Genomic DNA, 15,414 nt, shown 5'->3' on the forward strand with positions numbered 1-15,414 from the left:
CGCCCCTTTTCGGCTTGTGGCCGTATATCGTCCGCAACGGAGGTTTTGATCGTCCTGTACCCCATGGAGAGGCAGGACGTGATCAGCACCCGGAGTTTGACCAGGACCTTCCACGGTCCCGGCGAATCAGAAGTCCGCGCGGTCGACGGCATCGATCTGACCGTCGCGCGGGAAGAAGTCTTGGCGATCCTCGGCCCCAACGGGGCCGGTAAGACGACCTTGATGCGCATGCTCACGACGCTGCTGCCGCCGACCGGCGGATCCGCGCAGATCGGCGGCCACGACGTAGAGCGCGAACCGGGGCAGGTACGGCAGGTGATCGGATACGTCGGTCAGGGCAACAGCGCGGGACATACCCAGCGTGCGATGGACGAGGTGGTGACCCAGGCCCGGATCTACGGACTGAACCGGAAATCGGCGCGGATCCGGGCGGGTGAGCTGTTCACCGCCTTGGGTCTCGACGGACTCGGAGAGCGGAAGTCCCAGGCCATGTCCGGCGGCCAGCGCCGGCGCCTGGATCTGGCGATGGGGTTGGTCCATCGGCCCGCGCTGTTGTTCCTCGACGAGCCGACGACCGGGCTGGACCCGCACAACCGGGCCAATCTGTGGGACCACATCGCCCGCCTCCGGGCGGAATCCGGCATGACGATCGTGGTCACCACCCACTACCTCGACGAGGCCGACCAGATCGCCGATCGAGTCGTGATTGTGGATCACGGGCGCATCATCGCCGACGGGTCACCCGAGGCGCTGAAGGGCGAGCACGCGGGCGACCGGGTCACGCTCGAAGCCGCCGACCCGGCCCGGGCGGGCGAGCTGGCCGCGCTGGCGCGCCGGACCGAGTGCGTGAACCGGGTGACTCACACCGGCACCGCCGTCGTCGCCCACGCGGCGGACGGCCCGAAAGCCGTACCCGCGCTGGTCACCGCGGCCCATGCGCGCGGCATCGAAGTTGTTTCCGCAGCTACCCGGGTGCCGACCCTCGACGACGTCTTCCTCGAGCTCACCGGACGCAGCTTGCGCGACCCAGGGACGGCCGAGAGCGGCAACCACAATCCGGAGGAGACCCGATGACCACCACTGAACCGCGCCGCAATATCGTCGCCGACACCCTGCTCGTCACAGTCCGGGAACTACGCCCCGTGCTCGGCGATCCGTTCTCGGTCGTCTTCGGCCTGATCCAACCCCTGTTCTTCCTGTTGCTGTTCGGGCCGCTGCTGGCCCGCGACGGTGAGTCGCCCTGGGCGTGGTTCGTTCCCGGAATCCTGGTCATGACGTCGTTGTTCGGTACCGCCGGCACCGGCTCCAACCTCCAGCTCGACCTCCACAACGGCACCCACGAGCGCCTGCTGGTCACGCCGCTGTCCCGGTCGGCTCTCTTCCTGGGCCGCGCGGTCAAGGAATTCCTCCCCCTGATCGCGCAGGCGACCCTGATCATCCTGGTGACCATCCCCTTGGGGCTGCGGCCGGATCCACTCGGCGCGGTGCAGGGCCTGCTGCTGCTGGGTGTCCTCGGCCTGGGCATCGGCTCGTTCAGTTACGCACTGGCCATCGTCGTCCGGGAACAGGACTGGGTTTTCTGGACAGTGCACCAGACCTTGCTGTTTCCCGCCATGATCCTGTCCGGCATGCTGCTACCCCTCGAACAAGCTCCAGGCTGGATGCGCGCGCTCTCGGTGGTGAACCCGCTGACCCACGTCGTGAACGCCGAACGTGATCTGTTCGCCGGCCGCCTCACCTCGGCCGACGTCGGCTGGGGCTGGCTGGCCGCGATCCTCACCGCAGCCATCGGTATCGCGGTGGGCTTGCGCGCACTGCGCAAGAGCACCAGGCCCTGACTCCGGCGCAACGCACCCGGATACTCGCTGAAGCGATAGGAGTTCCACTCACCCACCAGCACTCAGCCGAGCCCAGAAACGGGACCGCCCGGCCGGTCACGGCTTCGGTGACGAATACGTCGAATTCGGTCTCCGCTCGGCAACCCACCCACCCGACGCCGCAGACAAGGTCCTCGACACCGTAGCGCCAGTGACCGGCCGCTCGGCCCGCACATTCGCACAAGGGGCCACCGAACACGCTCGCTGGTTCACCTGGCCGAGGCGTTCCGGGACCGGCAGCGACCCCCTGGCGCTGCCGGTCCCGAATACCCCGAAACGTCGCCAGAGACCCGAATAGTCGGGGTGGAAACACTACTGCTGCACCAACACGTCGGTTTGTCCACCAGGCGCGGAGCGTCGCCGAAGAACAGCCGGCGTTCCACTCGACGCAAGCAAGCACAGGTCGAACACCTTCCCCCTTTGATACCCGTCGCTCATATCGAGAGATTGCCGCGCCGGCGCCGCGGCTCGATGGTTCTCGCCGAGATCGCGGAAGCACTGACCGGTCTTCGCAGATCCAGCCTCCAGCAGCGACGGCAATACCGACCGCACCGACGGACTACCCGCAGTGTGCGGCACCGGGAGCGACACATCATCTCAGGAGTGCACACCGGAGAAGCGACGGTCAGGCACGTGCTGCGCCTTCGGGCCACACCACATCCACAGGAACCCCCCGCTCCCGCGCCGGCTTCACCACACTGCCGGTACCACCGGCCTCGCCGCCTTCCCCGTCCCACACCGCGACCAGACGATCAGCCGACCCGAGCAGCGCCTCGTTCGCCGCCCCGTACGCCTCCCGGCCGGCCTCCTCGAAATCCATCACCCGAACCTCGGACGCGCGCGCCACCAGCTCGTCGAACGCTGGTGCGTGATCAGGCTTCACCTTGGCCTCGCGGTAATTCCGGGAAGGCAACACCACCTCGAGTCCACCGCCCAGCTCGAGTACCGCTCGTGCGAACACCGAATCGGCACCACGCGCAATACAGCTCACCCCCACCAGATCGGAAACGTCGGCGAGGCGGCGAGTGAGCTCCTCGCGCACCAGCACCGCGGTTTCCTCGGTGATGTTCATGTGCCCGGTCACAGCGACCCGCATAGTTCACTCCCGTCCGTTGATCAGCGGGCGCCTCCGAGCGGGAGAACAGCCGTCAAGATTCTGGGTCCTCTGGATCTGCCAGCAGCACGACACGGTCTGCTGCTGGGTCGAACCCGAGGTGTGGATATCCGTATTGTCCCTCGGCACACACGAACACCGGCTTGCCCCAGTCGACGGCCGATCGCGCACACGACGTCGCACAGGGTATCCACTCCCGCCTGACCTTGCAGCTCACGTCGAAATCGATCTCTGTGGCCGACATCGGCCAAAAATTCAGGGTCGGTGGCCGGGCGCACGCCCGCATCGGCGGACCTTCGTTCACCGAATGGCTCGATGCCACCTACCCCGTCAAGGGCTGACCCCGCGGCCCCGCCCGATCAGCAGCCCTTCGGAGCCCGCCAGGCGTCTTGCGCGTAGGTGGTCGAGCCGACCATGGCGCCGATCACGCCGCCGATGATCCCGAGGGGGATGGCCCCGACAAAGGCGAGGGGCAGCCCTGCGATCGCGCCGCTCCCGGTCCCGAGCAGGGCGCCCAGGCCGGCCCGGAGTTCGATGGAGTCGCCGGGCGCCATGCACGCCGCGATGGGCGCCCCCGCCCCGGGCCCCGGAGCATCGGGTGCTTGCACGGGCGCGACCGGCGCGGGCGCCGGGGCGGGCTCGGCCGCCGCGACGCCCACTGAACCGACAATGAGCTGCACGGCAATGACGCTGCCGAGCATGGTGCGGGTCGATATCTTCAACATATGCACGCAGATCCCTGATCAGTCGAAAAACGCAGTGTGCGACCTGAGTAGTCAGATCTGCGACCATAATGTCGTATCGGCCGGTGTAATGCTCGCTTTCGATATCTCGGTCGGAGCGAGCCAGAAACCGTGCTCGCCGATGATCCGGCCTACCCCGCCTGCCCCTCCGGCGCAGGTAGAAGCCGGTTCGACCGCACCCTGATCCCCGCCGATCCGCGATGGCTGCGGTGGGCTATCGCGCGCACATACTCTCTCTCGGAGACGGATGTGGTTTCCCGGCAGCACGGGTGCACGGGTATACCGATGAGTCGATCGTTATCGACCTGGCAAAGCACTACTGGTCTCCGGGAAAGGCACGGTGGTTTCGTTTGGTGATGCCGCCGCTTCTTCGCGGAGATGCGACGTGCCTTCGCGCCGCGCGAGGGCTTGGTGACGCGGCGAACGGGCGGCGGGGCGGCAGGCGGCATCACGCGGTAACGAGGCCAGACGTTCGCGGGAGTCGGCCGCGACCTACCTGGATGTCGCTGCCAACGACCACGGCGACGAGAATGGGTCAGGCGACCCTCGGGGCAGCGCGCATGCCGGCGTAGCAGCATTCGGTGCCGTCGTTGAGGGTGGCGAAGACGATGGGCATGTAGCCTTCGGCGAAGGAGGGCCCCGCGCCGGAGGCGGCGAAGATGTTCTCGGAGTACGGGAGCAGGTCCATCTCCAGCGGCGGGGACAGCTCCGCCATATCGTCGACGAATGCGTAACGCATATGGGCGTTTCCGTCGTCGCCGCGGCTGACCGTGATGACGACGCCTTCTCGCTGGTAGGTGCCCAGAAACGGTGTGATGTCCACCTCGATGGGCGGATCCGCCGGCGCGAACGGCTCGGGCATCTGCACACCGGCGAGCTCGGCGAGCAGTTCCCGGTACACGTCGCCGTAGAGCTGGCGGGCGCTGCCGCCGTTGGTCATCAGCGCGACCACAACCCCGGCCTCGGGGACCACACGCAGATACGCATACTGGCCGACGGCCGCACCGTCATGGCCGTAGCCGCGAATTCCGTCCCAGTCGTAGAGCGTCCAGCCCAGCCCCCAGGCATCGGAGAAGACGCTCCACTTGTCGGGCGTGTCGATCTCGTGGTGCTGCATAGCGTTCACCGCGTCGGCGGCGAGCACGCGAGTGCCGTCCGCCGCGACACCGCCGTCGAGGTGCATCTTCGCGAACCGGACCATATCGCCCGCGGACGTGATCACACGCCCGGCCGGGCCCACCGACCGCGGCATGAGATCCCATGCCGGCGCCGGATCCGGGTAGGCGCCCGGCTCCCCGAGATGCGACATGGCGACACGAAAACTCAGCGCTTCCTCGGGCAGCGTCATCAGGCGCTCGAGACCGAGCGGGGTGGCCAGGTGATCGCGGATCGCCTGATCCCATGTCATGCCGCGCAAGACCTCGACGATGCGGGCAAGCACGACGTAGCCGACGCCCGCGTAGGACAGGGCATTGCCGGGCGGGCAGTCCAGCGCCACCTCGCGCGCCGCGGCGACGAACTTCTCGAGGCAGTCGTCACCGCGCCCGGTGTCGCGGTTGAAATCGTTGGTCAGGCCGCCGGTATGGCTGAGCAGCTGACGCACGGTGATGACCCGCGTCGCCTCCGCGTCCGGTGTTCCGAACTCGGGCAGCACGTCGACCACTCGGGCGTCCAGATCCAGCAGGCCCTCGCCCACCAGCTGCAGAATCAGAGTCGCGGTGTAGACCTTGGCGATCGAGCCGGACAAGAACACCGAGTCGGTGGTGACCTCGACCCCGGTACCGCGGTGCAGCACACCGCTGGCCAGCTCGTAGACCTCACCGTCGACCAGCACCGCCAGCTGCGCGCCGGGCACATGATGCGCCGCGCGTAAATCGTCCAGGCGTTTCTGCCAGCGATCGACGGAGAAGCCGCCGCCCTGTGAATCAGCCCTCCCCCAGACACCTTTCGCCGTCCAGGCGCCCTTGTCGTCCCAAGTAACTGTGTCGGACACTGTCTTCGTTTTCTCGTTCATGACCACCACCCTCGAACCTTGCCCCAGGGGCAAGGTCAAGCCCGGACTCGGGACGAAACCGGCGTCGACCGCGGGCTGCGACCCGACGGCGGGCCGAGCCACCGCGACATTTCCCTGCGGCCGCGCTGTTCGCCGGCAGAGTTCGCCGACCTCGACCCGAACCCGATCCTTACGGGTGCGTTCAACGACCCGCGGTTCGATAATCCAGGCGAGATGAGTCTCAGAGGTTCGGGTTCCCGGATTCGGGCATCGCCGAGGAGCGTGCGTCAGTGACAGAGCCGCTGCCTACGCTGATGAGACCGTCGCAGCCGGTCACCCGATTCGCATACAGGACGACGTACACACCGACCTGACAAAGTATTACTGGTCGTCGGGAAAGGCACGGCGGTTTCGCTTGGTGATGCCGCGCCGTTTCTTCGCGGCGATGCGACGTTCCTTCGCGCCACGCGAGGGCTTGGTGGCGCGGCGAACGGGCGGCGGAGGGGCCGCGGCGTCGCGCAGTAACGCGGCCAGGCGTTCGCGGGCGGCTGCGCGGTTCTGCAGCTGGGCGCGGTGCTCCGAAGCGGCGATCGTGAGCACCCCGTCGACCAGGCGGGTCGCCAGGCGGTCGAGCATCCGGGTGCGCAGCGACGCCGGCACGGAGGGCGAGTTGGCGAGGTCGAACGACAGCTCGACCCGGCTGTCGGTGGTGTTGACGTGCTGCCCGCCCGGGCCGGACGAGCGGGAGAACCGCTCGCGTAACTCGGCGGCGGGTATCACCAGCGTCCGAGTCACGGTCAGGTCTTCTGCCATGATCCGATGCCGTCTTTCCGATTCGCGAGGCCACTGTCCCGAGTGGCTGAATGGTGACTCTCTCGTTCACGATAGTGACGACCTTGGGTACGGGTAACAGGCAGCACGCGGTCGTCGCGTTCTCATCGATGTCGCCGACGCCGGACTCGCACGCCTCGCGAAGCCTCGCCTCGGGGCCTGACCGAAGAGCGAGCGGACAGTACGGTGTCCCCCTCGAGTACTACCGGGAAGTCTCCCGTGGGGTGATGCGACGCGGCTCGGCTCGTTCGTAGTCTCGCCGTACTGCACAGCGGCGAGAGGACTTTCGATGGCGATCCCCACCGAGCGGAAACCGCCGATACAGCGGTTCCGGGTGCCGGTTCTGCTCGTCGGAACGGTCGTGTTGCTGATCGCCGCCCGGGGGCTGGACGCGCTCGTTTCGGGTGTGCCTGTGCTGCGTTTCTCCCTCGGGTTCGGCGCGGCCGCCGGAGCGATCTTCGCCTACACGTGGCTTTCCCGCCGTGTCGAGAACCGGCCGGCGGTCACCGAACTGGCCGCCGCGGGGCAGTGGCGCGGGCTGGGGCACGGTGTACTCATCGGCGCCGGGGCATTCCTCGCGACCATGCTGCTCGCAGCACTGTTCACCGACGCCGACATCACCGGTGGGTCGTTCGGGGCCTGCCTGGGCGTGGCCGGCTCGATGGCCTCGGTGGCGGTCACCGAGGAACTGCTGTTCCGTGGCGTGGTGCACCGCATCCTGGAGGAACGGACCGGCAGCATCGTCGCGATCGCGGTCTCGTCACTGATCTTCGGTCTGACGCACTCGGTCAACAGCAACGCCACGCTATGGGGCGCCCTGGCCATCGCGGTCGAAGGCGGCGCGCTGCTGGCCATTGCCTACACCGCCACGCGGGCGCTGTGGCTACCGATCGGCCTGCATTTCGCCTGGAATTTCACCGAGTCCGGTGTGTTCGGCACTGCGATATCCGGCGCCGACGGCGAACCCGGCCTGCTGCGCACCGTCCTTTCCGGTCCGGAGGTACTCACCGGTGGGACGTTCGGTCCGGAAGCGAGCCTCTTCGCGCTGCTGTGCTGCCTGGTCCCGGCGGTGTGGCTCCTCCGCAGGGCGATTCTCGTCACCCTGCGCTGACCAGTGCACCTCCGGACCTCCCGGAGCGGGCATAGCTGCGCGGATACGGTGGCGATTTCCGGATGTCGACGCTCGAGGAACACGCTTTTCCGGCAGCCCGGCAAGCCCCGCATTTCGATCGGACTCCCGTAGGTGAAACGTCCGGGAACGACCTGGGCGAGGCACTCGTCGCTCTCGAGAGACATGCGAAGCACAACGAAAGTGGGATTTGGTGGCCCTCTATTCCTGCTTCAGGATGAAAGCGGGAATAACAACGTCGTGTGTCACACGCCCTTCAGAACACGCTCGAGTGCCGCTCGGCCTACAGGTCCCCAGTGCGGTTTTCCGCCCGGAAGGCCCCGATCTCCGTTCTGCCCCATGAGCATCAGGAACAAACTCTTCATGGCCGCCAGTCCGCGGGCCCGCCGGATCGCCGCCTCGTCCGCAAGCGCGTAGCTGTCGAAGAACCGTGCGGCCATATCCGCGGGCAGCAGGACCCAGGCGGCGGCGAGGTCCCACGCCGGGTCACCGGCGAACAGGTCACCGAAGTCGACAATGCCCGAGAGCGTTCCGTCCGAGACGACGACGTTCGCGGGATGGAGGTCGCCGTGCACCCACACCGGCGGGCCCTCCCACACGCCGGCGGCGACGGCATCGTCCCAGACCGCCCGGACGTCGGCGGCGAGGTCGGCAGGGGCGACGGCTCGGCAGAAGGCTTCGAAGCCATCTGTGCAGTCCCTGGGATGGGCGCCGCGATCGGTAGCGATCGGCGCCTCGGCGGGTGCGGGAACGTGCAGCGCCCGGAGGAAAGCTGCCAGCGTATCGGCCGCATGGGCGCCGCGGCTGATCGTGGCGTGGTCGAGCGGCTCGCCGGGAACCCACGTCATCACGGTCCAGTGCTTGGGGAAACGCTCGGACGGTTCACCGAATCGCACCGGGGTCGGCACCGGCAGCGGCAGGTGCGGGCCCAGCGCGGGTAGCCACCGCCGCTCCTTCAGCTGCACGTCCGGGGTGGGGTCCATGCGCTGCATACGTACGGCCAACTCGTCCCCGAGACGCCACATCTGGTTGCCCCAGCCACCCGCCACCTCGCGGATGGTCAGGCCCGCGAGGTCGGGATGCTGCTCCCGCAGCAGGTCGCGGACCAGGTCTGCGGTGATCTCCAGCTCGGTGCCGGTCATACGAAGTCACTGTACCGAGGCAGCATGCACGGTGAGTGTGGGCCGGACCGGCGGACAGGAGTCGTCACGCGGGGGCGCCGAGCGGCGGGTGCTCGAGCACGCGGGGCTTGTACTCGACCAACTGGATGCGGCCGTCGAAGGTGCGGTGCTCGATCATCTCGAGAGCGACGTCCGGATAGCCGTCGTAGATGCGTTCCTCGCCCGTCGCCCCGGTGATCACCGGGAACATCACCACCCGGAAGCGGTCGACGAGTCCGGCTCGTAGCAAAGACCGGCTCAGGCCGAGGCTGCCGATCGTGCTGAGGAGCCCCGAGCCACCCGACTTCATGGCACGGACCGCCTCGACGGCGTCGTCGCGAACCAGCGTGGAGTTGGCCCATGTCAACGGCCCCTCGAGCGAAGAGGAGAACACCACCTTGGACGCTTGCGTGAGCTCATCGACCGACGCCTCTTCTTCGGGCCTGAACTCCTCTTGGCCCTCCGGGACCTCGCCGGCGGCGAAGCCCGACATCAGACGGTAGGTGTTCGCTCCCATCAGGTAGGTGACCTCGGGCTGCTCGCCGAGCCACGCGAGATACTCCGGACCCTCGAGGCCCCAGAACCCGGGCCATCCCACACCCGATGCGTAGCCGTCGAGCGAGGTGATGAAGTCGACGAGAAGCTCCGACATGGCGGTGTCCTTTCCTAGGGTGTCACGAGCTTCGACCGGCCGGGAGCCACAAACTCATCGGCCGCGCTGTGGGGTAACAGTCGCCGAGGAGCCGGAGCACGACTCACCCGAGACCCGCGCCGAGGACATGCCTCCCGCGGACGCGGCGGGCATGAAGATTCACGACGCACCCGAGAATTGACCGGTCGACTCCCCGTCGTCCCGCTCGTACGGCGGGCGATAGATTCGACGGTATGAGCGAGTTCGCGGGATTCCCGATCGCGGGGCCGGACTTCTACGAGGATCTCGAGGCCGATAACTCGAAGACGTTCTGGACCGCCAACAAGCACATCTACGAGGACGCCGTGAAACGGCCGATGACCGCGCTGAGCTCCGATCTCGAGCCGGACTTCGGCCCGGTCAAGATCTTCCGTCCTTACCGCGACGTACGGTTCTCCAGGGACAAATCACCGTACAAGACCCATCAGGGCGCCGTCGCGCACACCGCGCCGGGGGTCGGCTGGTACGTCCAGATCGGCGCACCCGGGTTGTTCGTCGCCGGTGGCCTCTACTCGGCCTCGCCGGAACAGCTGTCCCGCCTGCGCGCCACCCTGGACGACGACGTGCGCGGCGCCGAGTTCGAGAAGATTCTGGACAAGCTCGTCCAGGAGGGCTACGTCCTCGGTGGCAGCAAGCTGAAGACGCGCCCCAAGGGCTATCCACTCGACCACCCGCGCATCGACCTGCTGCGGCACAAATCGCTCGTGGTCAGCCGGGAGTTCGGCACCCCGGGCTGGCTGAAAACACCGCGCGCCGCCACGGAGGTCCGCACGTCGTGGGAGACTCTGCGGCCTATCGTGGGGTGGCTCGGGGCCGTCGTCGGCAACTGAGTCCGCAGCCGGGCCGCACAGCAGTCACCCCGGTTCTCGGGCACCGGCCGACCGCCGGAGCCCCGGTACGGCTCACCATGACAGCCACGCCGCACACCGAGCGCGCTGGATCACCGGATCAGAGACGTAACGCGTACCGGCAGGTTGCGGTCAGCTCGAGACGGTGAGAATCTCCAGCGCGCCGAAGATACCGATGAACCACTGCTTGATCAGCTGCCCCAGCGTTGGATAGCTGCCGTCCTCGCGCCGCAGCCGGAGCCCGAAAACGAGTTTGCCGAGCGTGGTCCGGATCAGTCTCTGGATGAATGTGCGGTGGATGAACGAGACGGCGACAGGGCGAGAATGCCCGACATGATCGGATTCCACGGTGGCTCCGGGGAATGGTCGAAGCTGTACCACACCGCCACGCCCACGGGTCGGGCGCCGGATTTGCCGCCGGCACGGATCTTGTGCCGCATGGGGTTCGGCTCGGTCTTGCTCAGTCCTACTGGTGGGCGTTCCGCTCTGGCGTTGCCGCGGTGATTTGGCGGAGTGTTCGTTTCGTCAGAGCGCAAGACTGGAACTCCTACTGTCCGAAAGCGGTTGCGGGAAGGTCACCGACATCGCCATCTCGAGGACCATCCGGCGGTATTACGGCCCAGCTTCGGCGTCCGCGGTCGAGAACTCCACCACGGCGATCGCGGTGCCGTCCGCGGACGGCACGGTTGCCTCGATTCGGAACACCTCCGGACCAACTCCGGGGCAGGCGGACATCGGTCACGGACATCGCCGACGCCGAAACCGTACTACCCCGGCCTGCGGCGGGTTCCTGTTCGTTCAGATGTTCAGGAACTCCAGATGGACGATTCGGGTCTGCGTGTCACGCTCGTCGACCATGACCTTGCGGAAAACAAGGCTCCCCGACGGGGACGTGATGTTGTCGCGGGCGTAGAGCAGCTTCGGCGATGAGTTCGGATCAGGTCCGGCGATCGTGGAAATGGACAATGCGTGCCCGGGCCCGAGCGGGGTGGTATAGCCGGAGTTCTCCAGCATCCACACCAGATCGGGCGGCGTCATCTCGACGGCCAGCCGGAACCGGGGCTCGCGTCCGGCTTCCTTCTTCACCAGAAGGACCTTCCCGCCGGCCGGAAGAGTCCACCCACCGTATTCGGTCGCCTCACGGATGAGCTCCGGGCCGGTCCCGGTTTCGGTATCTGCTTCCGTTGCACGATCGACGGACTCGGCGCATCCCGGCCCTGTCAGCGCGACCAGCAGGAGAATGCAGGCGAGGATGCCGCGCAGTACCACCGGGAGCGCCCTCGGCGGCCCGCTGTCATCGAGTCGGATCGGTGCGGTCCCCCGTCCTGCTGTCCGGTGGGTCCGGAAAATCGATAGCGCCATTGGTGGGTACGACCCCCTCGTAGTGTTGGACCGACGAAGTTCCGAACATATTGAATTCTTCGGCATATCCCGCGGTGTGTAAGCCGCCCATCCGTTCCCAGCGTCATGCGCTGCCCGTGGGAAGAGAGCCACCGACCGGCCGGTTACATGCTGTATGCCGAAACCCTTCACCGAAGCCGAACGCCAGGAGTTTCTCGCGGGCAAGCACATAGCCGTGCTGTCCGTCGCGGCGGCCGATGGACGGCCGCCTGCCTCGGTCCCGATCTGGTACGACTACGTCCCGGGCGGTGATATCAGGGTCAATACCGGCGCGAACCGGCGCAAAGCCAGGCTCATCCAGGAAGCCGGTGTGGTGACCTTGGTCGTCCAGCGCGAAGAGCTGCCGTATCAGTACGTCATCGTCGAGGGCACCGTCGTCGGTGCCGAGACCCCATCCCCTCATGCGGCGCGGGAAGCCATCGCCGTCCGCTATCTCGGTCCCGAAGGCGGACGCGAGTTCGCCGATAAGATGGACGGCGCCCAATCCGTCCTGTTCACGATTCGCCCCGACCGCTGGATCAGCCAGGACTACTCGAGCGACTTCTGACCAGTACTGTCAGCTCACGCCGGGCCGGATATTCCATCTCGCGACCGAGTTGAGGAGCGCCCCATGTCAGCATCGCGGCCACCACAGGCGCCGCCCGGCCAAACCCGCCCTCACACGCGGACCTCCCTTGCGGAGGATCTGCGAACGCTCGGGCTGCGGAGCGGCGACCTCGTCCTGGTACACGCGAGCTTGAAGTCGCTGGGGTGGGTGTCCGGTGGCGCCGTCGCCGTCATCCAGGCACTGCAGGACACACTCACCCCGTCGGGCACGCTCGTTGTCCCGACACATACGCCGGGCCTGACCGATCCCGCGAGATGGCAGAACCCTCCGGTACCCCCGGAATGGGTGCCGGAGGTGCGGGCCAGTTTGCCGGCCTTCGATCCCGTGCGGACTCCCAGCGAGTGGATGGGCGCGGTTGCCGAGACATTTCGCACCTGGCCGGAGGTGCAGCGGAGTCACCACCCCCACGTCTCGTTCGCCGCATGGGGCGCCGATGCGGCGGCGATCGTCGGCGGCCACGAGTTGAGCATGTCGCTCGGCGAGGGATCGCCGCTGGCACGCCTGTACGACCGCCACGCACGGGTGTTGTTGATCGGCACGAACAACTGCACGAGCCTGCACCTCGCGGAGGTTCGCGCCGGTACGGGGACCGTGATAACCCAAGGCGCTCCGCTCGTCCGCGACGGGCAACGGCAGTGGGCGCGATTCTCGGACCTGGATTACGACGACACCCATTTCGTCGACGTGCTCGACGAGTTCGCGGCAGCACAACCGGCCGACACCAGGACCGGACGGCTCGGTTCATCGGTCGCGCGATTGCTGGAACAGCGACCCTTGATCGACTACGCCACCGGCGCCCTACGCAGCAGGATCAGTTGATCCCGTGGAGGCTTGGTCTGCAGTTCACTTATTCGAGCGGGAGCGATGCCGCCGGGAGCACTACGTCCCGGCCCACAACAAGGGCGCGTTCCTAGACCGGTTGAAGTGGCCTGTGTAGTCCGGTGGGCGGTTCGACGATGATGTCGTCGCCGGGCAGGACCCGGCCCCCGGTCAGGACGATCGACATGATCCCGGCTCTGCGGATCACCGCCCCCTGCTCGTCGCGCCCGACCACGCGCTCGAGCACACCCCGCCGGAAGCGGTCGATCTGGACGCACGGGTTACGCAGACCTGTCACCTCGACCACCGCTTCGGCACCGAGCCGCAGGAGCGTGCCGGTGGGCAGACCGAGCAGATCCACACCACGCGTGGTGACGTTCTCGCCGAGTTCTCCCGGCCGCACGTCGAATCCGGCCGCCCGGAGGTCGTCGAACAGTTCGGAGTGGATGAGGTGGACCTGTCGCAGGTTCGGTGCGCTCGGATCGCGCGCTACCCGGGACCGATGTTTGACGGTGACGCCCTGATGGGCATCACCCTCCACCCCGTGCCCGGCGACAAGATCGATGCTCGCGACGGTGGGTTTGGTGAAGGTGTGCTCCCGACTGCGGCCGACGGCCGTCACGATTGCTCTCACTTGCCGCGACTGTACTCGCGTCACTGGTCCGCAGCCCGGACACATTCGATACCGCCATGTGCATCGAGGCAGCCTCGGCCACCCGCGTCAGTGGCCGGTCCGCTGCAACTCGACGACGGGGATGACGCGGTCGGTCTTGCGCTGGTACTCACCGAACTGGGGCTGCACGGCGACCTGCTTGGCGTAGATCTCGTCGCGCTCGGCCCTGGGCAGCACCCGAGCGGCGACCGAGAACGTCTCTGCGCCGAACTCGACGGTGGTGTTCGGGTTGGCCACCAGGTTGTGGTACCAGGCCGGGTGCTTCGGGCTGCCACCCAGGCTCGCGAAGATGAAGATCCGGTCACCTTCCACGTAGGGAACCAGCGGCGCGATGCGCTCGACGCCCGATTTCGCGCCTTTGTGATGCACGAGGATCAGCGGAAAGCCTTCGAACATGCCGCCGACGGTGCCACCTTTCTCCCGGAATTCGGTGATGACCTGGCTGTTCATCTCGATGATGTCGTCCGCGTCTGCCATGGTCCGACCATATGCGGTACTGGTTGAATTGATCGATATCTGAATCAGCCAGATAAATATCTGTTTGTCGCACTATCATCGACTATATGGATGTTCTCGCCGACGTACTGGCGGTCGGCGGTGTCCGCGGTACCGCGGGTGCGCGCATCGAGGCGGGCGGCACCTGGGGCATCTCCTGGGACGCGCGTCGCGACGCCGCGTTCTATGCCGTCACCTCGGGCACCGCATGGTTGTGCCTGCCCGGCCGGGAGGCACAACAGCTCATGCCCGGCGATGTGGTGCTGTTGCCGAGCGGGGCGGAGCATGCGTTGAGCAGTGCTCCCGGCGTGCCGCTGGCCCCGTGCGGCGGGTGCGGCGGCGACGCGGCCATGGAGGACGGCAGTGTGTTGCGGTTGGGCGACGGTGCGGTGCAGACGCATATCCTCGGCGCCAGTTACGAATACGACCGCACGGTGTCGACGCAGGTGATGACATCGTTGCCGCGGGTTCTGCACATCAGGGCCGACCACGGCGGCAGCTGCCTCGACGACGCCGTCCGGCTGCTGTCGCGGGAGCTGGCCTACCCGCAGATCGCGACCGCATTCGTACTCAACCGCTTGGTCGACATCCTGTTGGTGCAGTTGCTACGGGTGTGGTTGGTGAAAAGCCCGGCCGAGGCGCGCGAATCCTGGCTCGGCGTACTGGCCGACCCGGTGGTCGGCGACGCGCTCGCCAGAATCCATCAGGAGCCGGCCCGGGGGTGGACCATCGACTCACTCGCCGCGGAGCTGACGCTCTCCCGCAGCACACTGACGCGACGATTCCGCGCCGTCACCGGTACCGCGCCGGCCGAATACCTGACGCGATGGCGGATGGATCTGGCCGCGATCCGGCTGCGGGACACCGACGACCCGCTCGAGGCCATCGCCCGCTCGGTCGGATACACATCGGTCTATGCGTTCAGTCGAGCGTTTCGACGGGAACGCTCGCAGGCCCCGGGGCAGTTCCGTAGCGCGGCGCGGGCGACCGACCATGCTCTGACCCCCGCATGACGCCGCCGATCGCCTGCGGG

At 67.2% G+C, this 15,414-nt stretch carries 18 protein-coding genes; 8 read left to right on the forward strand and 10 right to left on the reverse strand.

Annotated elements, in window-relative coordinates; all coding sequences use genetic code 11:
• The first annotated feature begins 78 nt into the window (after positions 1-78).
• Positions 79-1,074: an ATP-binding cassette domain-containing protein gene (locus IG75_RS0122370; protein ID WP_030523637.1), complete on the forward strand. Its 996-nt coding sequence runs from the start codon at positions 79-81 to the stop codon at positions 1,072-1,074.
• Entirely contained in the window at positions 1,071-1,838 is a 768-nt protein-coding gene (locus IG75_RS0122375; protein WP_030523636.1) for an ABC transporter permease, read from the forward strand. Before IG75_RS0122370 ends, IG75_RS0122375 begins: the two co-directional genes overlap by 4 nt.
• A 664-nt stretch (positions 1,839-2,502) precedes the next feature.
• Here IG75_RS0122375 and IG75_RS0122380 read toward each other — a convergent pair.
• Positions 2,503-2,949 carry a hypothetical protein gene (locus IG75_RS0122380; protein ID WP_245713288.1) on the reverse strand — a complete coding sequence of 149 codons (447 nt, stop codon included), beginning with the start codon at positions 2,947-2,949 and terminating at the stop codon, positions 2,503-2,505.
• Between the two features lie 185 nt (positions 2,950-3,134).
• On the opposite strand from IG75_RS0122380, the gene IG75_RS39235 reads away from it, so the two are divergent.
• Positions 3,135-3,332 carry a hypothetical protein gene (locus IG75_RS39235; protein ID WP_030523634.1) on the forward strand — a complete coding sequence of 66 codons (198 nt, stop codon included), beginning with the start codon at positions 3,135-3,137 and terminating at the stop codon, positions 3,330-3,332.
• A gap of 18 nt (positions 3,333-3,350) precedes the next feature.
• Here IG75_RS39235 and IG75_RS0122390 read toward each other — a convergent pair whose 3' ends face one another.
• From IG75_RS0122390 to arfB, 3 genes are all read right to left on the reverse strand, one after another.
• A complete protein-coding gene (locus IG75_RS0122390; protein WP_030523633.1) occupies positions 3,351-3,716 on the reverse strand; it encodes a hypothetical protein in 366 nt (121 codons plus the stop codon).
• Between the two features lie 553 nt (positions 3,717-4,269).
• The gene (locus tag IG75_RS0122395) at positions 4,270-5,748 is read right to left on the reverse strand and encodes a serine hydrolase domain-containing protein (protein ID WP_081877091.1); all 1,479 of its coding nucleotides are present in this window, start codon (positions 5,746-5,748) and stop codon (positions 4,270-4,272) included.
• Between the two features lie 360 nt (positions 5,749-6,108).
• A complete protein-coding gene (arfB, locus tag IG75_RS0122400; protein WP_030523631.1) occupies positions 6,109-6,540 on the reverse strand; it encodes an alternative ribosome rescue aminoacyl-tRNA hydrolase ArfB in 432 nt (143 codons plus the stop codon).
• Between the two features lie 307 nt (positions 6,541-6,847).
• On the opposite strand from arfB, the gene IG75_RS39915 reads away from it, so the two are divergent.
• Complete coding sequence (locus tag IG75_RS39915; RefSeq protein ID WP_051714823.1) at positions 6,848-7,669, forward strand: CPBP family intramembrane glutamic endopeptidase; 822 nt, start codon at positions 6,848-6,850, stop codon at positions 7,667-7,669.
• A 263-nt stretch (positions 7,670-7,932) separates the two neighbouring features.
• Here IG75_RS39915 and IG75_RS0122410 read toward each other — a convergent pair whose 3' ends face one another.
• Positions 7,933-8,829 (reverse strand): aminoglycoside phosphotransferase family protein, encoded by an 897-nt coding sequence (locus IG75_RS0122410; protein ID WP_030523629.1) that lies wholly within the window; start codon positions 8,827-8,829, stop codon positions 7,933-7,935.
• 64 nt (positions 8,830-8,893) lie between these two features.
• Complete coding sequence (locus IG75_RS0122415; RefSeq protein WP_030523628.1) at positions 8,894-9,499, reverse strand: dihydrofolate reductase family protein; 606 nt, start codon at positions 9,497-9,499, stop codon at positions 8,894-8,896.
• Positions 9,500-9,732: 233 nt separating this feature from the next.
• Here IG75_RS0122415 and IG75_RS0122420 point away from each other — a divergent pair, with 233 nt between their 5' ends.
• Positions 9,733-10,368 carry a DUF2461 domain-containing protein gene (locus IG75_RS0122420; protein WP_030523627.1) on the forward strand — a complete coding sequence of 212 codons (636 nt, stop codon included), beginning with the start codon at positions 9,733-9,735 and terminating at the stop codon, positions 10,366-10,368.
• A 150-nt stretch (positions 10,369-10,518) separates the two neighbouring features.
• On the opposite strand, the gene IG75_RS0122425 is transcribed toward IG75_RS0122420, so the two are convergent.
• On the reverse strand, positions 10,519-10,734 hold the full coding sequence (locus IG75_RS0122425) for an RDD family protein (protein ID WP_030523626.1): 216 nt from the start codon (positions 10,732-10,734) through the stop codon (positions 10,519-10,521).
• Positions 10,735-11,184: 450 nt separating this feature from the next.
• A complete protein-coding gene (locus IG75_RS0122435) occupies positions 11,185-11,655 on the reverse strand; it encodes a hypothetical protein (RefSeq protein WP_030523625.1) in 471 nt (156 codons plus the stop codon).
• A gap of 247 nt (positions 11,656-11,902) precedes the next feature.
• Here IG75_RS0122435 and IG75_RS0122440 point away from each other — a divergent pair, with 247 nt between their 5' ends.
• On the forward strand, positions 11,903-12,334 hold the full coding sequence (locus tag IG75_RS0122440) for a pyridoxamine 5'-phosphate oxidase family protein (RefSeq protein ID WP_030523624.1): 432 nt from the start codon (positions 11,903-11,905) through the stop codon (positions 12,332-12,334).
• Between the two features lie 63 nt (positions 12,335-12,397).
• A complete protein-coding gene (locus IG75_RS0122445; protein ID WP_030523623.1) occupies positions 12,398-13,213 on the forward strand; it encodes an AAC(3) family N-acetyltransferase in 816 nt (271 codons plus the stop codon).
• Between the two features lie 91 nt (positions 13,214-13,304).
• Here the strand turns inward: IG75_RS0122445 and IG75_RS0122450 are convergent, their stop codons facing one another.
• A complete protein-coding gene (locus IG75_RS0122450) occupies positions 13,305-13,847 on the reverse strand; it encodes an MOSC domain-containing protein (RefSeq protein WP_210436839.1) in 543 nt (180 codons plus the stop codon).
• An 87-nt stretch (positions 13,848-13,934) separates the two neighbouring features.
• Positions 13,935-14,363: a nitroreductase family deazaflavin-dependent oxidoreductase gene (locus IG75_RS0122455; protein ID WP_030523621.1), complete on the reverse strand. Its 429-nt coding sequence runs from the start codon at positions 14,361-14,363 to the stop codon at positions 13,935-13,937.
• A gap of 86 nt (positions 14,364-14,449) precedes the next feature.
• Between IG75_RS0122455 and IG75_RS0122460 the strand changes: the two genes are divergently transcribed.
• Entirely contained in the window at positions 14,450-15,394 is a 945-nt protein-coding gene (locus IG75_RS0122460; protein WP_030523620.1) for an AraC family transcriptional regulator, read from the forward strand.
• Positions 15,395-15,414 lie beyond the last annotated feature (20 nt).

Source organism: Nocardia rhamnosiphila NBRC 108938, from assembly GCF_000720425.1.
GTDB classification, from domain to species: Bacteria; Actinomycetota; Actinomycetes; order Mycobacteriales; family Mycobacteriaceae; genus Nocardia; species Nocardia rhamnosiphila.

Excerpts from the sequence above, each read along its gene's own strand:
- IG75_RS0122375 (WP_030523636.1), top strand. The coding sequence starts at position 1,071 with ATGACCACCACTGAACCGCGCCGCAATATCGTCGCCGACACCCTGCTC.
- IG75_RS0122380 (WP_245713288.1), bottom strand. The coding sequence starts at position 2,949 with ATGAACATCACCGAGGAAACCGCGGTGCTGGTGCGCGAGGAGCTCACT.
- IG75_RS0122390 (WP_030523633.1), bottom strand. The coding sequence starts at position 3,716 with ATGTTGAAGATATCGACCCGCACCATGCTCGGCAGCGTCATTGCCGTG.
- IG75_RS0122395 (WP_081877091.1), bottom strand. The coding sequence starts at position 5,748 with ATGAACGAGAAAACGAAGACAGTGTCCGACACAGTTACTTGGGACGAC.
- arfB (WP_030523631.1), bottom strand. The coding sequence starts at position 6,540 with ATGGCAGAAGACCTGACCGTGACTCGGACGCTGGTGATACCCGCCGCC.
- IG75_RS39915 (WP_051714823.1), top strand. The coding sequence starts at position 6,848 with ATGGCGATCCCCACCGAGCGGAAACCGCCGATACAGCGGTTCCGGGTG.
- IG75_RS0122410 (WP_030523629.1), bottom strand. The coding sequence starts at position 8,829 with ATGACCGGCACCGAGCTGGAGATCACCGCAGACCTGGTCCGCGACCTG.
- IG75_RS0122415 (WP_030523628.1), bottom strand. The coding sequence starts at position 9,499 with ATGTCGGAGCTTCTCGTCGACTTCATCACCTCGCTCGACGGCTACGCA.
- IG75_RS0122420 (WP_030523627.1), top strand. The coding sequence starts at position 9,733 with ATGAGCGAGTTCGCGGGATTCCCGATCGCGGGGCCGGACTTCTACGAG.
- IG75_RS0122440 (WP_030523624.1), top strand. The coding sequence starts at position 11,903 with ATGCCGAAACCCTTCACCGAAGCCGAACGCCAGGAGTTTCTCGCGGGC.
- IG75_RS0122445 (WP_030523623.1), top strand. The coding sequence starts at position 12,398 with ATGTCAGCATCGCGGCCACCACAGGCGCCGCCCGGCCAAACCCGCCCT.
- IG75_RS0122455 (WP_030523621.1), bottom strand. The coding sequence starts at position 14,363 with ATGGCAGACGCGGACGACATCATCGAGATGAACAGCCAGGTCATCACC.
- IG75_RS0122460 (WP_030523620.1), top strand. The coding sequence starts at position 14,450 with ATGGATGTTCTCGCCGACGTACTGGCGGTCGGCGGTGTCCGCGGTACC.